Genomic DNA, 16,253 nt, shown 5'->3' with positions numbered 1-16,253 from the left:
AACTGAGAAAGAATGTAATAAAATGCGCGTAGCCATGGGCTTAAACTCCACTAAGTTTTGCTTATGGTGAGTGGCTGTAAAGTGCTAGTAACACTTTGCAGTCACGATTCGTGTACATTATCAAATTTTAAATTGTGTTGTAAATAGATTTTCTTTGCTGTTTTCAATATCGTTTCTTACCCTCTGGGGAAAAGGGCAAGTCTCAATGTTTCCGGAGATTAATCTTATGTATGAACTTGATAAAAAAACTCTCAATTCTATCCATGGTGGTGTTTTTGCTTTAACAGCTGCTGCATGGGGTGCGACATTAGGTGTTGTTGGTTATACCGTTAGCAATAAGAACAATTTATATAGTTCAGGTTTTTTGTTAGCGGGTGTGGGTGGTGCTGTGACAGGTTTATTGGATCCTTATGGAGCATTAGGGAAATGTTTACAAGTTTTAAATGTAGCTTTCTTTGCAGAAGCGATTAGTAGCATTCAAGAAAATAGGGCATTTTTAGGATAAAAAGACTCCCACATTAACAGGCGCGGTCCAAGGATTCGATTTAGGATGGCCATTTAATAGAAATGCATCATAAGCAACGTCATTTTAATATTTCAAAAATGATTTTGTTTGAAACAACTCATAAAATAGCATGCCAATGAGCATTGCCCCTGTGAAATACAAAGCCTTGAGTTTAGCCGCGCCAAGAGCAACAATGGCAGGACCTGGACAAAATCCAACTAACCCCCAGCCAATACCAAATAGTATGCTGCCAAAAATTAATTTTTTGTCAATTTTTTGCGTTGTGGATAGTTTTATTGCTTCACCAGTTATAGTCTTTTTTACACGTTTAGCGTAGTTGAATGCGAAGAATCCGATAATAATTGCCCCTATCATGACAAACGCTAAGGAAGGATCCCAAATTCCTGTAATATCTAAAAACCCAAGAACTTTCGATGGGTTTGCCATTCCTGATATCAGCAAGCCGATACCAAAAATAAAACCTGATATAAATGAAAATAATTTAATCATTTTACCTTCCACCTAAGATGTGCCTAACAATGAATACAGTAATAATGCCTATGCACATGAATGTAAGTGTCGCAATAAGTGAACGCAATGATAGGCGCGATAAACCACATACCCCATGTCCGCTAGTACAACCACTACTTATACGCGTTCCTATACCAACAAATATGCCGGCAATAATATTCATTAACCAGTCTGCTTCAATATTAATTGTAGGATCACCGATTATGAATCTATAGAAGATCGGGGCGGAAATCATCCCTAGTAAAAATAAGATGCGCCATGACATATCACCTCGAGGTAAGCGCAATAATCCCCCAAGAATGCCACTGATTCCGGCTATTTTCCCATTGACTAAAAGAAGTAAGGAGGTTGCTATTCCTATTAATACACCTCCCAATAAAGATAACCATGGAGTAAAGTTTTCCCAGTCAATTAACATGATTAATTCCCTTGTAATTGCTTATGTGTGCGCCCACATGTACTCATTGGTATGCGTAGAACCTTAATTTTCTCCAATTAATAAAACTTTTTCGGCATGCTCAAGGTGTGAGAGAGTGCCGTATAAAACAACGATATCTCCTTCAAGCAACGTCATTGAAGGCGAAGGGTCAATAAAGCGTTGGCTTCCTCTACGGATGGCGGTGATTTTAATGTTTAATTTTGAGAGTGGTAATTCGCTTAAATTACGATTAATAGCATATGAACCTTTTGATAATAGGATAGCGTTTAGTCCGTCCTTGGAAGCTTCACCTTCTTCTGAAAAATGACTTTCGTGTCCAGGGAAAACCATCCGCAGTAAATCGTACCGTTTGTGGCGACTTTCATCTATCCAATTATAAACTTGCTTGGGAGGTATATTCATGAGTAATAAAATATGTGAAGCAATCATTAATGAAGCCTCTAATATTTCAGGAATGACTTCTGTTGCTCCTTTCTCATAGAAAACATTAGTCTCGTTTTCATCGTGACTCCTTGCAATGATAGGTAATTTGGGATGATGTTTTCTTATTTGCTCTATGATGTTATTGGTAGCAGGTGGATTAATAAAACTGATAATAACAGCACGGCATTTATCAATCGCAGCATGTTTAAGAATTTCATAATCAGTTACATCGGCATAAAAAACATTGTCTCCCGCCAGTCGAGCATTTTTTATGCGGGTAGGATCTAAATCAAATGCAATAAATTGAAGATTTGCTTTTTCTAAAAAACGTGCAATATTTTGACCAACGCGGCCATACCCACAGAGAATGATATGATTATCAAGAGTTTGACTTGCTTGATGAATATTAGCTTCTTCGCTATCTTCAGTAGGTGAAGAACTAGAAAAAAGTAAATTAATTATATTTTGATGGTACTTAATAATTAAAGGCGCAAGAATCATACTAAGTAAAAGCGCTCCAAGTATTACCTGGCCATAGTCGGTAGGGAGTAAATTGTACGACAATGCACTAATGAGAATGGCAAATCCAAATTCACTTCCTTGTGCTAATATGAGTCCAGTTTGAGTAGCAATAACTTTTGATTTGGTAAAAAATAATCCTAATAGTGTTATTAATAAAACTTTAAATATAACCAGCGCAACTAGCATTAATAATGTCCAATTCCACGCTGTTACGATAACGTGAGTGTTGAATTGCATACCTATTGTGATAAAGAAAAATCCCAGTAAAATATCTTTAAAAGGGCGAATGTCAGTTTTGATTTGATGTTTAAATTCAGTCTCACCTAGCATCATACCTGCTAAAAATGCTCCCAGGGAATACGAAAGCCCAGCAAAAGCAGTTATTCCGGCACAAAATAATGTGATGGTTAAAGTCGTGAGGGTAAATAACTCTAGAGAGTAAGCTTGACTCATATTATAAAAAATTGGTTTTAAAATGCGCTTTCCAATAAACAGAATAATAATAATGGTTGCTATCCCTTTTAAAAGAGCAAGACCAAGCTGATTAATAAATGAATGAATTGTCAGATCTGATAAGCTTGGCAATAAAATAAGAACAGGGATAACAGCTAAATCTTGAAACAGTAAGATGCCAATGGCATGTTGGCTATAAGGGGAGTTGATTTCAAGTTGTTCTGTGAGTTGTTTTATCACAATTGCCGTCGACGACATGGCCACAATGCAGCCAACGATTAACAATTGCATTGATGTCATTTCAAATAAATGCCCAATGACTAGCGTGACTAAAATACTTAAAAGAACTTGTAGGCCGCCGAAGAGAAATACATCTTTTTTAAGTCGTAGTAAATGGGTGAGTGAAAATTCCAAGCCCACCATAAACATCAAGAACACGATGCCAAATTCTGCAATGAGTTTTATCACTTCAGATCCCGATATAAGCCCGATTCCTGATGGGCCAACCAAGATCCCCACGACAATATAACCAATAATTGCGGGCAGCTTAATGCGCTGACAAATAGCGGTGATAACAATACAGGTTATTAAAATAATAAGTATATTGTTAAATAAGACGTGCGACATGTGAAATCCAGTTATAATTTTAATTACAGTATAGTTGTTATGGCCTTATAAACCACAAGCCTTAGGTGGCTAGCTAGATAAGAATAGGGATCAGCCATGCGCGCAATGGTATTTAATAAAATGGGAGAAAAGTTAAAGCTTCAAGAGGTGCGTATTCCCACGCCGAGTGAAACTGAATTGCTGATTCGTGTGTCTGCTTGCGGACTATGCCGTACTGATTTGCATATCATTGACGGAGAATTGAACAAACCAAAACTGCCCCTTATCCCAGGGCATCAAATAGTAGGAATAGTCGAAGAGCTAGGATCTGCTGTAGAAGGTTTTAAAATCGGCCAACGAGTGGGGGTTCCTTGGCTAGGAGGCAGTTGTGGCCATTGCTTCTATTGTGGACAGGGCCAAGAAAATCTTTGCGATGACGCTCAATATACAGGTTATCAATTGAATGGTGGGCTTGCTGAGTATTGTGTTGCCAATAGTCAATTTTGTTTCCCTGTTCCCGAGAATTACCCTGATCTCCAAGTTGCTCCCTTATTTTGCGCTGGTCTAATTGGCTATAGAGCCCTGAGTAAAATAGCGACGGCACAGCGGATTGGGTTTTATGGGTTTGGTGCTAGCGCTCATATATTGAGTCAACTAGCTGTTTATCAAGGCAAAGAAGTTTACGCCTTTGTTAAAAAGGGAGATGCAAAGGGTCAAGAATTTGCGAGAAGCTTGGGGGCGGTATGGGCAGGAAATTCGGAAGAGATAGCCCCCACTGCCTTAGACGCTGCCATCATCTTTGCACCAGATGGGTGTTTAATTCCTTTAGCATTAAAGAACATCCGCAAAGGAGGCACAGTAGTTTGTGCTGGGATCCATATGTCAGATATTCCTTCGTTTCCTTATGAAATATTGTGGGGGGAAAGACATGTTTGTTCTGTCGCTAATTTAACCAGAAAAGATGGTGAAGAGTTTTTAAAAATCGCGCCTCAAGTTCCAATAAAAACACAAGTGAATGTTTATCCTTTAGAAAAAGCAAACGAAGCGCTTGAGGATTTGCGAATGGGGCGATTTTCAGGTGCTGCAGTAATACAAATTAGTTAGATTTAGTAAACCCTAATACTAGGAGCATATAATGGATCGAGTCAAAAATAAGGTGGCAATTGTAACCGGTGGCGCATTGGGCATTGGTAGATCTGCATCCATCTTACTAGCCCAAGAAGGGGCAAAGGTAGCTATTACGGATATTAATCAAGAAGAAGGTGAAAAACTTGCGGAATCCATCCAACAAGACGGTGGTCAAGCCAAATTCTGGTTAATGAATACTGCGACTGAAAAGGATGTTAAGAATACCTTCAAAGATATTGAAGAAAAATTCGGTCGTATTGATACATTAGTTAATAATGCCGGTATAGCCGGGGTCAATAAACCCACCGATGAAGTAACGGAAGAAGAATGGGATAAAGTCACTTCGGTTAACGTAAAAGGGGTATTTTTTTGCACTAAACATGTTATTCCCTATATGCGTAAAGTAAAAGGCGGGAGCATTATTAACTTATCATCTATTTATGGCCTTATAGGCGCTCCTGACTTACCTCCTTATCATGCCTCAAAAGGCGCTGTGACATTGATGACAAAAACCGATGCTCTCTTTTATGCAAAAGATAAAATCAGAGTTAATTCAATTCATCCAGGCTACATATGGACTCCACTCGTTGCCGAGATCGCCGACAAATTTGATGGTGGCAAGAAAGCTTTTTTAAATACAGTTGGACCTTTACACGCTTTAGGACATATTGGAGAGCCTGACGACATCGGTTGGGGCATTGTGTATTTGGCTTCAGATGAATCCAAGTTTATGACAGGAAGTGAATTGGTGATTGATGGTGGCTACACAGCTAAATAATATATGAGAGTAGCCTTTGGGCCTATTGATCGGTGTGGCTGTTATTAAAATTTAATATTTGTTAAACAAGTCTTAATAAGACTAGACACATCAATCGCATTTGAAATATGTTCGATGGTATTGCAGGTAATAACTGATTTTGCCCCAGCTGCTAATATATTTTCATAAGCATGATGCGCAAAGATTGCATGAACGCCAATACAAATGGGGACCTTCATTTTAATATTTTTCAAATGTGTGATAGTTTCAACCATCGTAGTGCCTGTTGAAATGATATCATCGACTAATACTGGTGTGAAATCCTGATAGTCGCTAAAGTTGGGAAATTTAATCTGAACAATATTATCACCCTTTCTAATTTTTTCTAGGATCTTGTAGGGTGAATTGAGTGTTTTCGCAATAGTTGCTACCCATTGCTCACTTTCGCTATCTGGACCAATAATAAGAGGCGAGGAAACATGCTGTTGTACCCAAGTTGAAATAAGATCGTTAGCATGCAAAACAGTAGTAGGGATCTTATATATTTCGTTAAGTGAGTGATATCTATGTAAGTGGGGATCAATCGTTATCAACCAATCAATGTTATCTGATAACATTTTTGCAAAATATTTTGAAGTAACCGCTTCGCCAGATAAAAATTGCTTATCCTGACGCATATAGGGTAGATAAGGAACTATTAGTCCAATGCTGCGGGCACCTAATTCTCTCGCTGTTTGCGAAGCAAATATAAGCGGCAAGAATTTAGAATTAGGTTTATCTAAAGCGACAATAAAAACAAGATCTCGTTTTTTTACATCAGTATCGTACTTAATGTAAGATTCTTGATCAGGAAATTCACGGACGGTGAGATTGCCCAAGTCAAATTGACTGGAATCTTTGAATCCATCGAGAAAAGAAGGGGAGGTATACAATGATAAAAGAAGTGGTTTCATTCGAATTCACCAATATCAAATATTTCATGATCCATCGATAAAAAATTTACAGCATAATGTAACTCACCTTTAGTTTCTGCATGAATTTCAAAAAGTGGATCACCAAAATTTACTTTTGTCCCAATGGGGGTGAGTAGTTTAATTCCTGCCGCCTTTGCTTGTGGTGCGCCGGCCAGTTTTGCGACTCGACTTAAATATCGATTATCAATAGCAAGAATTGTTCCCTTCTTCTTGGAGGTAATCGTTCGCATATGCTTTGCAATAGGGGGTTCAAAAAGCCCACCTTGCGCATGACAAATCGCTTGAAATTTTTGCCAGGCTTGGCCGCTACTTAAGATTTTCTCTGCTACCGCGTAACCTGTTCCCTTTCTTACATTGGGTGAAAATTCTAGGACTTGACCAGCTAGGGCGATTGATCTCTCTCTTAAACTTTGAGGTGCATTAATATCTCCTTGGAGAACAGCCAATACATCTTTTGCTTCTAATGCAGGGCCTATACCACGGCCGACAGGTTGACTGCCATCAGTAAAGACTGTTTTTACTTCAATGCCCAATGTTTTACCTATTGCTTCAAGATAATTTTTTAATTCATCAGCAGATGCCGTTGTTCTGACTTTAACTGTTGGTCCGATAGGAACATCGATAATGACATGAGAAGATCCTGCAGCAATTTTCTTAGATAGAATAGAAGCGACGAGCTGCCCCATGCTATCAAGAATAAGTGCTCGTTCAATACGGATCAAAATATCATCTGCAGGGCTTAAATTAACTGAGCCGCCCCAAACTAAACATCCATTTTCTTTTTCAATAACTTTGCGCATAGCATTCAAATCAAGGGAGACCGGCGCGAAAACTTCCATGGTGTCCGCTGTGCCCGCAGGGGAAGTAATAGCTCTTGAAGAAGTTTTTGGAATGGTGAGCCCAAAAGCCGCCACAATAGGAACAACAATAAGGGTGGTTCTGTTTCCTGGCAAGCCCCCTATGCAATGTTTATCGACAATTAAATCTTTATGCCAACTTATTCGATTTCCTACTTCAATCATTGATTCTGTTAAATAGAAGATCTCCTGTTCAGAAAAACGATCATCTCCTGTGGAGGCTAAAAAAGCTGAAATATGAATATCAGACAATGAGCCGTTAACAACATCTTTGATTATTTCCCTAATTTCATCTTTATTTAATTCATGGCCATAAATTTTACCTCTAATATGATCAAGCGAATTTAAATGATCTGGGTGAAACACCTGAATTTCATCGCCAATGGATGCACTTAATTGTTCCCAAGCAAAAGTAGAAAGACTTGCTTCATGTGGAGTCAGTAGATCTGATTCAATGGTGTTCAACGTAGCTAATATTATTTTGTTCTTATGAATTACTTTGACTCGAGCTGGCGCTTCAAAACCTTCTGATCGGCATACAGGACAATCCTTGCGCATGTACACAACCGCTTCTTTATAAGTATTTATTCCTAATGGTTTTAGTGTAAGTGTGTTAGCTTTTGTCATAGCTATAAATTTACTGTTTGCATGTAAGTGGGAATAACGCAATGCCAATGAAATTGATTTTCAATTTTCTCTTTTAAAGAGGTTGCAGAGTCAAGTTCACCGTGTGTTATGAAAACAGATTTTGGTTTTTGTTTAAAATGAGATAACCAATAAAGCATTTCCTCATAATCAGCATGTGCCGAGATAGTATCTAAATTCTCAACTCTTGCATTAACAGGGATCATTTTTCCATGAATTTTAATTTCCTTTTCACCATTCATCATTCTTGCCCCACGTGTTCCACCTGCTTGGAAACCAGTGAATAAAATAGTATTTTTTGCATATGGAGCAAAAGCCTTTAGATGATGTAAAACACGCCCACCTGTAGCCATGCCACTTGCGGATATAATAATTGTTGGCATAGCATAATTATCAAGCTGTTTAGATTCTTCAACGGTAGAAATATAAGTGGCAGTTTGGCTTACCTCACTGCACTCCTTTTTGGCAAGACGATGTTCGCCAACATAATGTTCAAGCAAATGGGTTACCTTAGTTGCCATAGGACTATCGACAAAGACAGGGATATCTGGAATAGCATGTTTTAATTTAAGTTGATGGATATAATATAAAACTGTTTGCGCTCGTCCTACAGTAAAAGCAGGAATGAGTAATGTTCCACCTCGCTTAGCAGTATCACAGATAATTTTTTTCAATTCATTAAATGGTGAAGTTTTTTCATGCAAACGATTGCCATATGTAGATTCAATAATGAGATAGTCTGCACTTACCATACTGGTTGGCTCGTCAATAATAGGATCATTGCGACGCCCAAGATCTCCAGAAAAAACTATTTTTTTATGATGGGCTATAATTTCCACTATTGATGCACCTAAAATGTGCCCAGCAGGAAATAATGTAAATTGAAAGTTTTTATCTATTTTAAAGGGCTCATTAAATTCAACGACGACAAACTGTTTTAAAACTTTTTCGGCTTCTAATTTTGTGTAAAGTGGAAGTGCTAATTTATGTTTTGAGTAACCATATTTATTAGCTCTAAAAGCATCTTCTTCTTGTATATGACCACTATCAGGCAACATGATAGAGCAGAGATCTTTAGTCCCTTTTGTCGCATAAATAGGGCCAGTATATCCATTTTTCATTAATATCGGTAAATAGCCAGAATGATCAATGTGCGCATGCGTTAGGATCACTGCGTCAATTTGTTTAGGATCAATAGGTAATTTATTCCAGTTTCTAAGGCGTAATTCTTTGTATCCTTGGAATAAACCACAATCTATTAATATTTTTTTCGAATCATAACTTAATAGATATTTAGAGCCAGTTACAGTTTCAGTTGCGCCTAAAAAAGTCAATTTCATGAACTTTTCCTTTTTTTAATTTATTGTTAAGGAGTTATTGCAATTTTAATAACATCATCACGTTGATTAGCAAATAATTCATATGCTTGCTCAATTTGATCCAATTTAAATCGATGTGTCACCAAAGGTTTTAAATTAACGCGATTAGATTGAATAACACTCATTAACCGTCGCATTCGTTCTTTGCCGCCAGGACAAAGTGTCGTCACAATTTTATGATCACCCAGGCCTGCAGCAAATGCTTCTACAGGTAGTGACAATTTACCCGAATACACCCCTAGGCTAGATAGTGTTCCTCCCGGTTTCAATGCTCGTAAACAATTTTCAAAAGTTTTTTGCAATCCTAAAGCTTCAACTGAAACATCTACTCCCAGCCCATAGGTATGTTTCATGATTTCTTCGATTGGATCCACTTTAGAAAAATCAATAGTGATATCTGCACCTAATTGCTTGGCTACCTCTAATCTCTTTGCAATGTTATCGATGACAATAATTTTGGTTGCACCTTTTAGTTTTGCACCAGCGGTAACGCATAATCCAATAGGACCTTGAGCGAAAACAGCAACGGTATCGCCAATTTTTATGTTGCCATTTTCAGCCCCACCAAATCCCGTGCTCATGATGTCAGGACACATAAGTACCTGTTCATCGGTTAGATCATCGGGCACAGGGGCGAGATTAGCCATTGCAAATGGGACCAGGAAGTATTCAGCTTGGCATCCATCAATCGTATTGCCAAAACGCCATCCACCAATCGCTTTACCACCACATTGCGCTTGGTGACTATCTAAACATGAGTAACATTGGCCACAGGGCGTGATCGCACCAACAACCACACGTTGGCCAATTTTGTAGCCTGTAACTGCAGAACCTAGTTCATGAATAATACCTACTGGTTCATGACCAACGATTCGCCCTGGATCAACGTGGTATTCACCCTTTAGAATGTGCACATCGGTCCCACATATGGTTGTAGTGGTAACTTTAATTAAAGCATCAGTTGGCCCTACCTTTGGAATAGGCTTTTCTTGAAGTTCAATTTTTCCTGGTTTTACAAAAACAGCTGCTTTCATCATTTTCATAGTTGAATTCCCTAAAAAATCATATTCGACGTAAAATGATCTTCAACACTTCGAACCATAAGACACACGTAATTCCGCCACCAAAACTTAACAGTAGTTGATTTATAGTAAGTGGGGAAAAATGAAGAATGTCTGCAAAAAAAGGTAAATAGATGGTCGATAACAGAATCATAATAGTTGTTAAAGCTATCAAGATCAGTATTTTATTAGGTATCGTCAATAATCTAAAAATGGATTTCGTTCGTGAACGATTAGAATAAATAAGTATTAAATTAGAGATCACTAAACTTGAAAATGTAAATGTTCTCGCTTCTGTTTCGGGCATTACTTTCAAGGATAAAACATATATCAAGAAAGTAATAATGAGCACACCCAGCCCTTGCAGCAAAGCTGAAAAAATTGTTTTTTTATTCAGAATGGGATCGTTTATCTTTCGAGGGGGACGTTTCATTAAATCCTTTTCTGCAGGCTCATTTTCAAATGCGATGGAGCAAGTAGGATCAATAATCAACTCAATCAAAGCAATATGTAAAGGATAAAATACGGGAGGTAAACTAAATAGAATAGGAAAAAGAGCAATTCCTGCTATCGGAACATGCACAGCTAGGATAAAGGCCATAGACTTTTGCATATTGTCAAAAATACGTCTACCAGAGCGCATTGCATTTACGATTGAAGCAAAATTATCATCAAGCAACACTAATGTAGAGGCTTCACGTGCTACATCGCTACCTCGGTTACCCATGGCAATACTGACATGAGCGGATTTGAGAGCAGGAGCATCATTTACACCATCTCCTGTCATTGCAACAATATGATTGTTGGCTTTCAAAGCTTTAACAATCCGAAATTTTTGGTTTGGTGTAATACGGGCACAGATATTGGTGGATTGGATTCTGTTTTGAAGTTCCTCATCCCTCAAGTGCTTTAATTCATCACCAGTTAAAATTTCATTTGAAGAAAGGCCGGCTTGCGCTCCAATTGCTTTTGCTGTTAAGGGGTAATCCCCTGTAATCATGATGACCCGTATTCCAGCTTCATGACATTCTTGTACGGCTTGTGGGATCCCTTCTCGAAGTGGATCGGAAAGGCCTAATAAACCTATAAAAGTAAAGGCTAAGTCATTCTGATTTTTCGGAAGAATGTTTCCAGAATAGGTTCCTTTAGCAACTGCAAGGATGCGTAGTCCATGTTCGGCCATGTTTTTTAGCACTAATAATATTTGTTGTTTAGCCTCGGTATTCATATGACAAAGATCCATAATAGCTTCTGGGGAACCTTTTGCGGCTATAATATGGTGATCTTCATTATCAATTTTCCAGATATGAGACATGGCAGGTAGTTCAGGAGTAAGTGCGTATTCATGCACAAGTTTCCAATTTGAATGTAAGTATTCATTCTCGCTTAAATGCTGCTTCCCTAATTGGTGAAAGGCTTTTTCCATGGGGTCAAATGGTTGAGCTTGGCTTGCCAATATTGCATATTCAATCAATAAACGACATGATTCAGTAAATTCTTTATCTAAAGCGTTAACATTGTAAAGACTATTATTTGCCCATAGCTCTGAAACCACCATACTATTTTGTGTTATTGTGCCAGTCTTATCTACACACAGTGCAGATGTTGAACCTAATGTTTCAATGGCGGATATACGTCGAGTCAGAACTTGTTTTGAAGATAATCGCCATGCACCTAAGGCGGGAAAAATAGTGAGAACCACCGGAAATTCTTCTGGTATCATTGACATCAAAAGTGCAATTCCAAGCAGGGTGGATTTCATCCAATTCCCATGCATCATTCCATCAATTAAAATAAGTAGAATACAAAATAATAATCCAATAGCAGCTAATATTTTTACGAGGTAAGTTGTTTGTTTTTGTAATGGCGATGTTTCTGTTCCAATAGATTCTAAATCAATACCAATCCGACCCATTTCAGTATTAATACCAGTTGCTTTAACCAGAAATATTCCCTGACCTGCAACTGCCAGAGTCCCAGAGTAAACAAAAGGTAAATTATCCCCTCCTGGTGGGGACATAGGCGTAGTCATGGGGGTAGTTGAGGCTATTTTATTGACTGCTACTGATTCTCCTGTAAGTAAGGATTCATCAACTTGCAAATTAGTTTCTGAATAAAGGATCCCATCTGCAGGGACGCGATCCCCTTCTTTTAAAAGAACAACATCATCTCTTACCACGTCCGTGCCGCTAATGTGCACTAAGTGTCCATCGCGAACAACGAGCGCTCTAGGGCTTGCTAAATCTCTTAATGCTTCTAAAGCACGTTCAGTTTTACCTTCCTGATATAACTTTATAACAATAATCAGATTTAAAAATACAAATAAACTTAATCCTTCGCGTAATTCTCCAATGAATAGATAAATTAAACCCGCTACCAATAGTAAAAGAAACATAGGTTCGCGTAATGTTTCTAAACCAATGGCAAACAAGGTTCGTCTTTTTTTGCTAGGTAGAATATTTGGCCCATCTTTTTTAAGTCTTTTAATGGCCTCTACAGTGCTTAAACCTAGATGAGAAAAACTATTATTCATACATTTTTTTCTCAGTGAGCATGTTTTAATCCGTCAAGTTTTTCGCTGGCGCCAATAACCGCAATAGTGCTGGGTAAAAAAGGGTTTCTAAGCTATGAACCATCACAAATCCCTGTGTATTTATTTAGTTGTTAATTTGAATGTAGTTATCCTTATAGTTAATTGTAGGCAGAATTGTAACGGGGTGCTTCTACAACGTTAGCAGATTGGTTTCCTGGGCAATTTTATGAAAATTAGATAGCAAAAATTACTATGTTTAATTATTTACCAACTAAACTGGATAGAATAGTACTACTAGGATTGGTTGATTAGTTTGAACAACAAAAATGGGAGACGGATACATGAAAGGCTTTGTAGCAGATATTGAGCGGTTGACTGAGGAAAATTCAGATTTTCGTCGTGTGCTTTATACTGGAAAACACCTCCAGCTTGTACTGATGACTATTCAACCTGGTGAAGAGATCGGTGATGAAGTGCACGAGGATCATGATCAGTTCTTTCGCATTGAAAAGGGTGAAGGCGAAATCTTGATCGATGGCAATCGTTCAAAGATTAAAAGCGATGATGCGATGATTGTACCCGCTGGGGCGCGGCATAATCTTGTGAATACAGGTGACAAACCTTTGCAGCTCTATACGATATACGCTCCGCCAGAGCATCGTGATGAGACAGTCCATGTCACAAAGGCTGCTGCTAGTGCCGAAGAAGAGCATTTCGATGGACAAACGACAGAATGAGAGGTCATCATCGAATTCACAGTCGCAAGGATTAGACTCACATAGCGTGGACTATGTAAGTTCTTCTATCCCACTAGGAACTGATTTGTCAGAAAAGAAAGACGCACAGGCGATTCCATAATTTAAAATTATTACCTGCCGGGAGTATTTCTTGGGCGTTCTATAATTAGTTATTCGCTTTAGCTCTTCATTTAAATTTTCTAACGCAAAATCTAGTGGTGCCGGGCAGGAAATTGATTTTGGCTGAGAGGCTAATGAAATCAAGGGGTAGGGCGGGGATTTGGACGGGAGATACCCCGGGTGGTACCCCCTAATTTTATCAAATTCTCATTCATCAGAAATATCTTTCCAATATTCAATTTTTTCTATAATTCTAATAATTGGACAAGGAGCTGCATAAGGAAATGAAGGGCCATATATTTTTGCATCTAAGTTATTTCCTATATGTTCAAAAGTGTAATCCTTAAAGGTTTTTTCTGAACTTCTTTCAGTTCTTCTTCTAATACCTTCATCATTAAATAACGACATAAGTTTATGAAAATTATTTTTATTAATGCTACCAAGTACTACAATGCTTATAATTTTAGGTAATGGGTCAAATTTATTTTTTCTAAAAAGACCTTCTAGTTCTTTTATAAAACCTATAGTTTCAAACGAATTTGTTTTTAACCCATTATAAAACTCTGGTTCTTTAATTGACATACAAAGCAGGAAAATTGCAAGGTTAAGATATCCTTGTTCCGTTCTGTTACCTTTGGTAATTTGTTGAAACCCTCTTAAACAATATTCTATTTCTCTTAATGACAAATTAAATGTGTGAAAAATGTAACTTATAAAAGGAATATGATTGCTTGCGTTAATTTTAATTTCAGGAAGTGTAGAAAGTAAAGAACTCACAAATAATTCGATGTCATTTTTCTCGGTTACTGGAATGTTTACTTCATTAGTTATAAATCTCTTGAAATATCCGGGAGCATCAAGATCGCTGCCATACATTTGTCTCATAGAGTTAAAGAGCTGAAGTTTGTTAATTGCTAGGACAAATATTACACCTTTTATTGAAAAAAAATGTTTGATTGTCTCAAGAAATCTTATTGCATAATCTGGGCGGGTTCTGTCAAGCTCATCAATAAAAACAAATAGTTTTTTATTACTACCAGCAATAAACTTATCAAGAGAATCTTTAAGATTAGCTAATGCTCTTTTTTTTCTTGTGAAGTTTTCAATAATTAATTTGCCTGATTTTTTATCTTTAGTTTCTTGGAGGTCATTTGCTGCTTTGTCAAAATCAAAATTGAGAGTTTTTTGAAGAAATTGAGAACCAATACTAGTGGCCAAAAATGCTGCATCATATAATGCAGATTGAGTTTGATCGTCTACGATTTTTGATAAAGCTTCAATTATTGGTAATAAAGGGTCTTCAGCAAAATCAGTTTCCCAAGCATTAATTGTTATTGTGTGGTGAAAATCTTTTATATCATTTTGCCACATCTCAATAAATGTGGTTTTACCTGCTCCATAGTTTCCATTTAGACTTAAAACGTACGAATCAGACAGCAAATCTATTTCAGGGATAATGATTTTTGTTAAGCGATCTGCAATTTTTTTTCTATCAAGTTTATCATAATTTGAAAAGGTCTTTTTATGCATAAAATAGTTCCGTTGTTATTATATTAAAACATGATATGGCTATTTATTGCGGGAATAAAAAATCATGCTGTCCCATAGGGCTTTTTGCTTGTTTCTTGAACTAAAACATCCTTTTCTTTAATAGAATCATTTTTATTGGTATAAGATGGAGTGAAAGATTTTCTTGAACCTTCTTTTTCTTTTAGTTCAAAACTTAGATAGGGAAATCCTCCTAATTTTAAAATCGCTTCTTCAATTGATAAAATTTTTGAATTTTCTTTAGGATCTAGAAGCCTTCTAATAGTTTTTTCACTTTTAATTTTTAATATTCTAGCTAATTCACTATTTGATATATTCTTTGATTTCATTAAATGAAATAACCAAGCTTTAGTAGCTATTAATATTGGAACAGGAACTAATTTTGTTTGAGAAGATAGTATAGAGTTTCCAGGAAGAGGAATATTTTCTTTTCTAATAATGCGACCTGCTAATGCAGCTTCGAGAGCATCTCGTGCAACTTCTAAAATTTCCTCTTCACTTTCAGCCCAAGTAGTAATTTCTGGAAAGTGTTCAAATGATAGGATAAAATTGTTATTTTCTGATGATATTTTCATGGGATATGCAAAACTAGCTATCATTTTCTTCCTCACTAAATATTTTATCCAATAATTCCTCAGCTACAGGTTCGGTTAATTCAATTCCTAACTCTTTGAGTTTCTGCTTGATTTGCTTTTTATTAAAATTATTAATGTACTTTTTTTTCAGACCGAGATTTTTAAGAATTGCATCTAGGGTGCCCTCTGGTATTTCACTTTTTTTATGCACACTTACTAAAGTAATTTTTCCATTAAATCGTAAAGTTCGATGCTTCGTATTACCATTTTTTATTAAAAGAGGCTTATTAATGTGCAAACCATTAGATATCCTTCTTAAAGATCTTATTAGCTCGTCAATTGTCATCTAGCAGACTTCCTTTTGATCCCTTATATAAGTATCGGACGTTTTTGTCCGAATGTCAATACTTTTAGTGTAGTTACATAAATATTGAATCGCTATTTTTATTTGCTGATCAGT

The 16,253-nt window shown here is 37.0% G+C and carries 15 protein-coding genes; 4 read left to right on the top strand and 11 right to left on the bottom strand.

Translation table 11 applies throughout. From position 1 onward, the window contains the following. Positions 1 to 205: 205 nt before the first annotated feature. Positions 206 to 505 (top strand): hypothetical protein, encoded by a 300-nt coding sequence (locus tag HT99x_RS08560; RefSeq protein WP_075065934.1) that lies wholly within the window; start codon positions 206 to 208, stop codon positions 503 to 505. Positions 506 to 589: 84 nt separating this feature from the next. Here HT99x_RS08560 and HT99x_RS08555 read toward each other — a convergent pair whose 3' ends face one another. From HT99x_RS08555 to HT99x_RS08545, 3 genes are all read right to left on the bottom strand, one after another. After that, entirely contained in the window at positions 590 to 1,015 is a 426-nt protein-coding gene (locus HT99x_RS08555; protein WP_075065933.1) for a DUF6691 family protein, read from the bottom strand. 1 nt (position 1,016) lies between these two features. After that, positions 1,017 to 1,454, bottom strand: a complete 438-nt coding sequence (locus tag HT99x_RS08550; RefSeq protein WP_075065932.1) for a YeeE/YedE thiosulfate transporter family protein — start codon at positions 1,452 to 1,454, stop codon at positions 1,017 to 1,019. Positions 1,455 to 1,517: 63 nt separating this feature from the next. Then, entirely contained in the window at positions 1,518 to 3,500 is a 1,983-nt protein-coding gene (locus tag HT99x_RS08545; RefSeq protein WP_075065931.1) for a cation:proton antiporter domain-containing protein, read from the bottom strand. A 96-nt stretch (positions 3,501 to 3,596) separates the two neighbouring features. Between HT99x_RS08545 and HT99x_RS08540 the strand changes: the two genes are divergently transcribed. Further along, complete coding sequence (locus tag HT99x_RS08540) at positions 3,597 to 4,583, top strand: zinc-binding alcohol dehydrogenase family protein (protein WP_075065930.1); 987 nt, start codon at positions 3,597 to 3,599, stop codon at positions 4,581 to 4,583. A 31-nt stretch (positions 4,584 to 4,614) separates the two neighbouring features. Further along, the gene (locus tag HT99x_RS08535; protein WP_075065929.1) at positions 4,615 to 5,385 is read left to right on the top strand and encodes a glucose 1-dehydrogenase; all 771 of its coding nucleotides are present in this window, start codon (positions 4,615 to 4,617) and stop codon (positions 5,383 to 5,385) included. Positions 5,386 to 5,429: 44 nt separating this feature from the next. Here the strand turns inward: HT99x_RS08535 and HT99x_RS08530 are convergent, their stop codons facing one another. The 5 genes from HT99x_RS08530 to HT99x_RS08510 are packed head-to-tail and all read right to left on the bottom strand — an operon-like array spanning position 5,430 to position 12,813. Beyond that, entirely contained in the window at positions 5,430 to 6,317 is an 888-nt protein-coding gene (locus HT99x_RS08530; RefSeq protein ID WP_075065928.1) for a ribose-phosphate diphosphokinase, read from the bottom strand. After that, on the bottom strand, positions 6,314 to 7,822 hold the full coding sequence (locus HT99x_RS08525) for a thymidine phosphorylase (RefSeq protein WP_075065927.1): 1,509 nt from the start codon (positions 7,820 to 7,822) through the stop codon (positions 6,314 to 6,316). The genes HT99x_RS08530 and HT99x_RS08525 overlap by 4 nt, the downstream gene beginning before the upstream one ends. A gap of 2 nt (positions 7,823 to 7,824) precedes the next feature. Beyond that, on the bottom strand, positions 7,825 to 9,180 hold the full coding sequence (locus HT99x_RS08520) for an MBL fold metallo-hydrolase RNA specificity domain-containing protein (RefSeq protein WP_075065926.1): 1,356 nt from the start codon (positions 9,178 to 9,180) through the stop codon (positions 7,825 to 7,827). Positions 9,181 to 9,206: 26 nt separating this feature from the next. After that, positions 9,207 to 10,262 (bottom strand): zinc-binding dehydrogenase, encoded by a 1,056-nt coding sequence (locus HT99x_RS08515; protein ID WP_075065925.1) that lies wholly within the window; start codon positions 10,260 to 10,262, stop codon positions 9,207 to 9,209. Between the two features lie 19 nt (positions 10,263 to 10,281). Continuing rightward, on the bottom strand, positions 10,282 to 12,813 hold the full coding sequence (locus tag HT99x_RS08510; protein WP_075065924.1) for an HAD-IC family P-type ATPase: 2,532 nt from the start codon (positions 12,811 to 12,813) through the stop codon (positions 10,282 to 10,284). Positions 12,814 to 13,154: 341 nt separating this feature from the next. Here HT99x_RS08510 and HT99x_RS08505 point away from each other — a divergent pair, with 341 nt between their 5' ends. Continuing rightward, complete coding sequence (locus HT99x_RS08505) at positions 13,155 to 13,550, top strand: cupin domain-containing protein (protein WP_075065923.1); 396 nt, start codon at positions 13,155 to 13,157, stop codon at positions 13,548 to 13,550. Between the two features lie 327 nt (positions 13,551 to 13,877). Here HT99x_RS08505 and HT99x_RS08500 read toward each other — a convergent pair whose 3' ends face one another. From HT99x_RS08500 to HT99x_RS08490, 3 genes are all read right to left on the bottom strand, one after another. Then, positions 13,878 to 15,200 (bottom strand): P-loop NTPase fold protein, encoded by a 1,323-nt coding sequence (locus tag HT99x_RS08500; protein ID WP_075065922.1) that lies wholly within the window; start codon positions 15,198 to 15,200, stop codon positions 13,878 to 13,880. A gap of 62 nt (positions 15,201 to 15,262) precedes the next feature. After that, entirely contained in the window at positions 15,263 to 15,817 is a 555-nt protein-coding gene (locus tag HT99x_RS08495; protein WP_075065921.1) for a hypothetical protein, read from the bottom strand. After that, positions 15,807 to 16,139: a type II toxin-antitoxin system HicA family toxin gene (locus HT99x_RS08490; protein WP_075065920.1), complete on the bottom strand. Its 333-nt coding sequence runs from the start codon at positions 16,137 to 16,139 to the stop codon at positions 15,807 to 15,809. Before HT99x_RS08490 ends, HT99x_RS08495 begins: the two co-directional genes overlap by 11 nt. Positions 16,140 to 16,253: the final 114 nt, after the last annotated feature.

This window comes from Candidatus Berkiella aquae (genome assembly GCF_001431295.2).
GTDB classification, from domain to species: domain Bacteria; phylum Pseudomonadota; class Gammaproteobacteria; order Berkiellales; family Berkiellaceae; genus Berkiella; species Berkiella aquae.
This window is presented reverse-complemented; position numbering and strand designations above follow the sequence as displayed.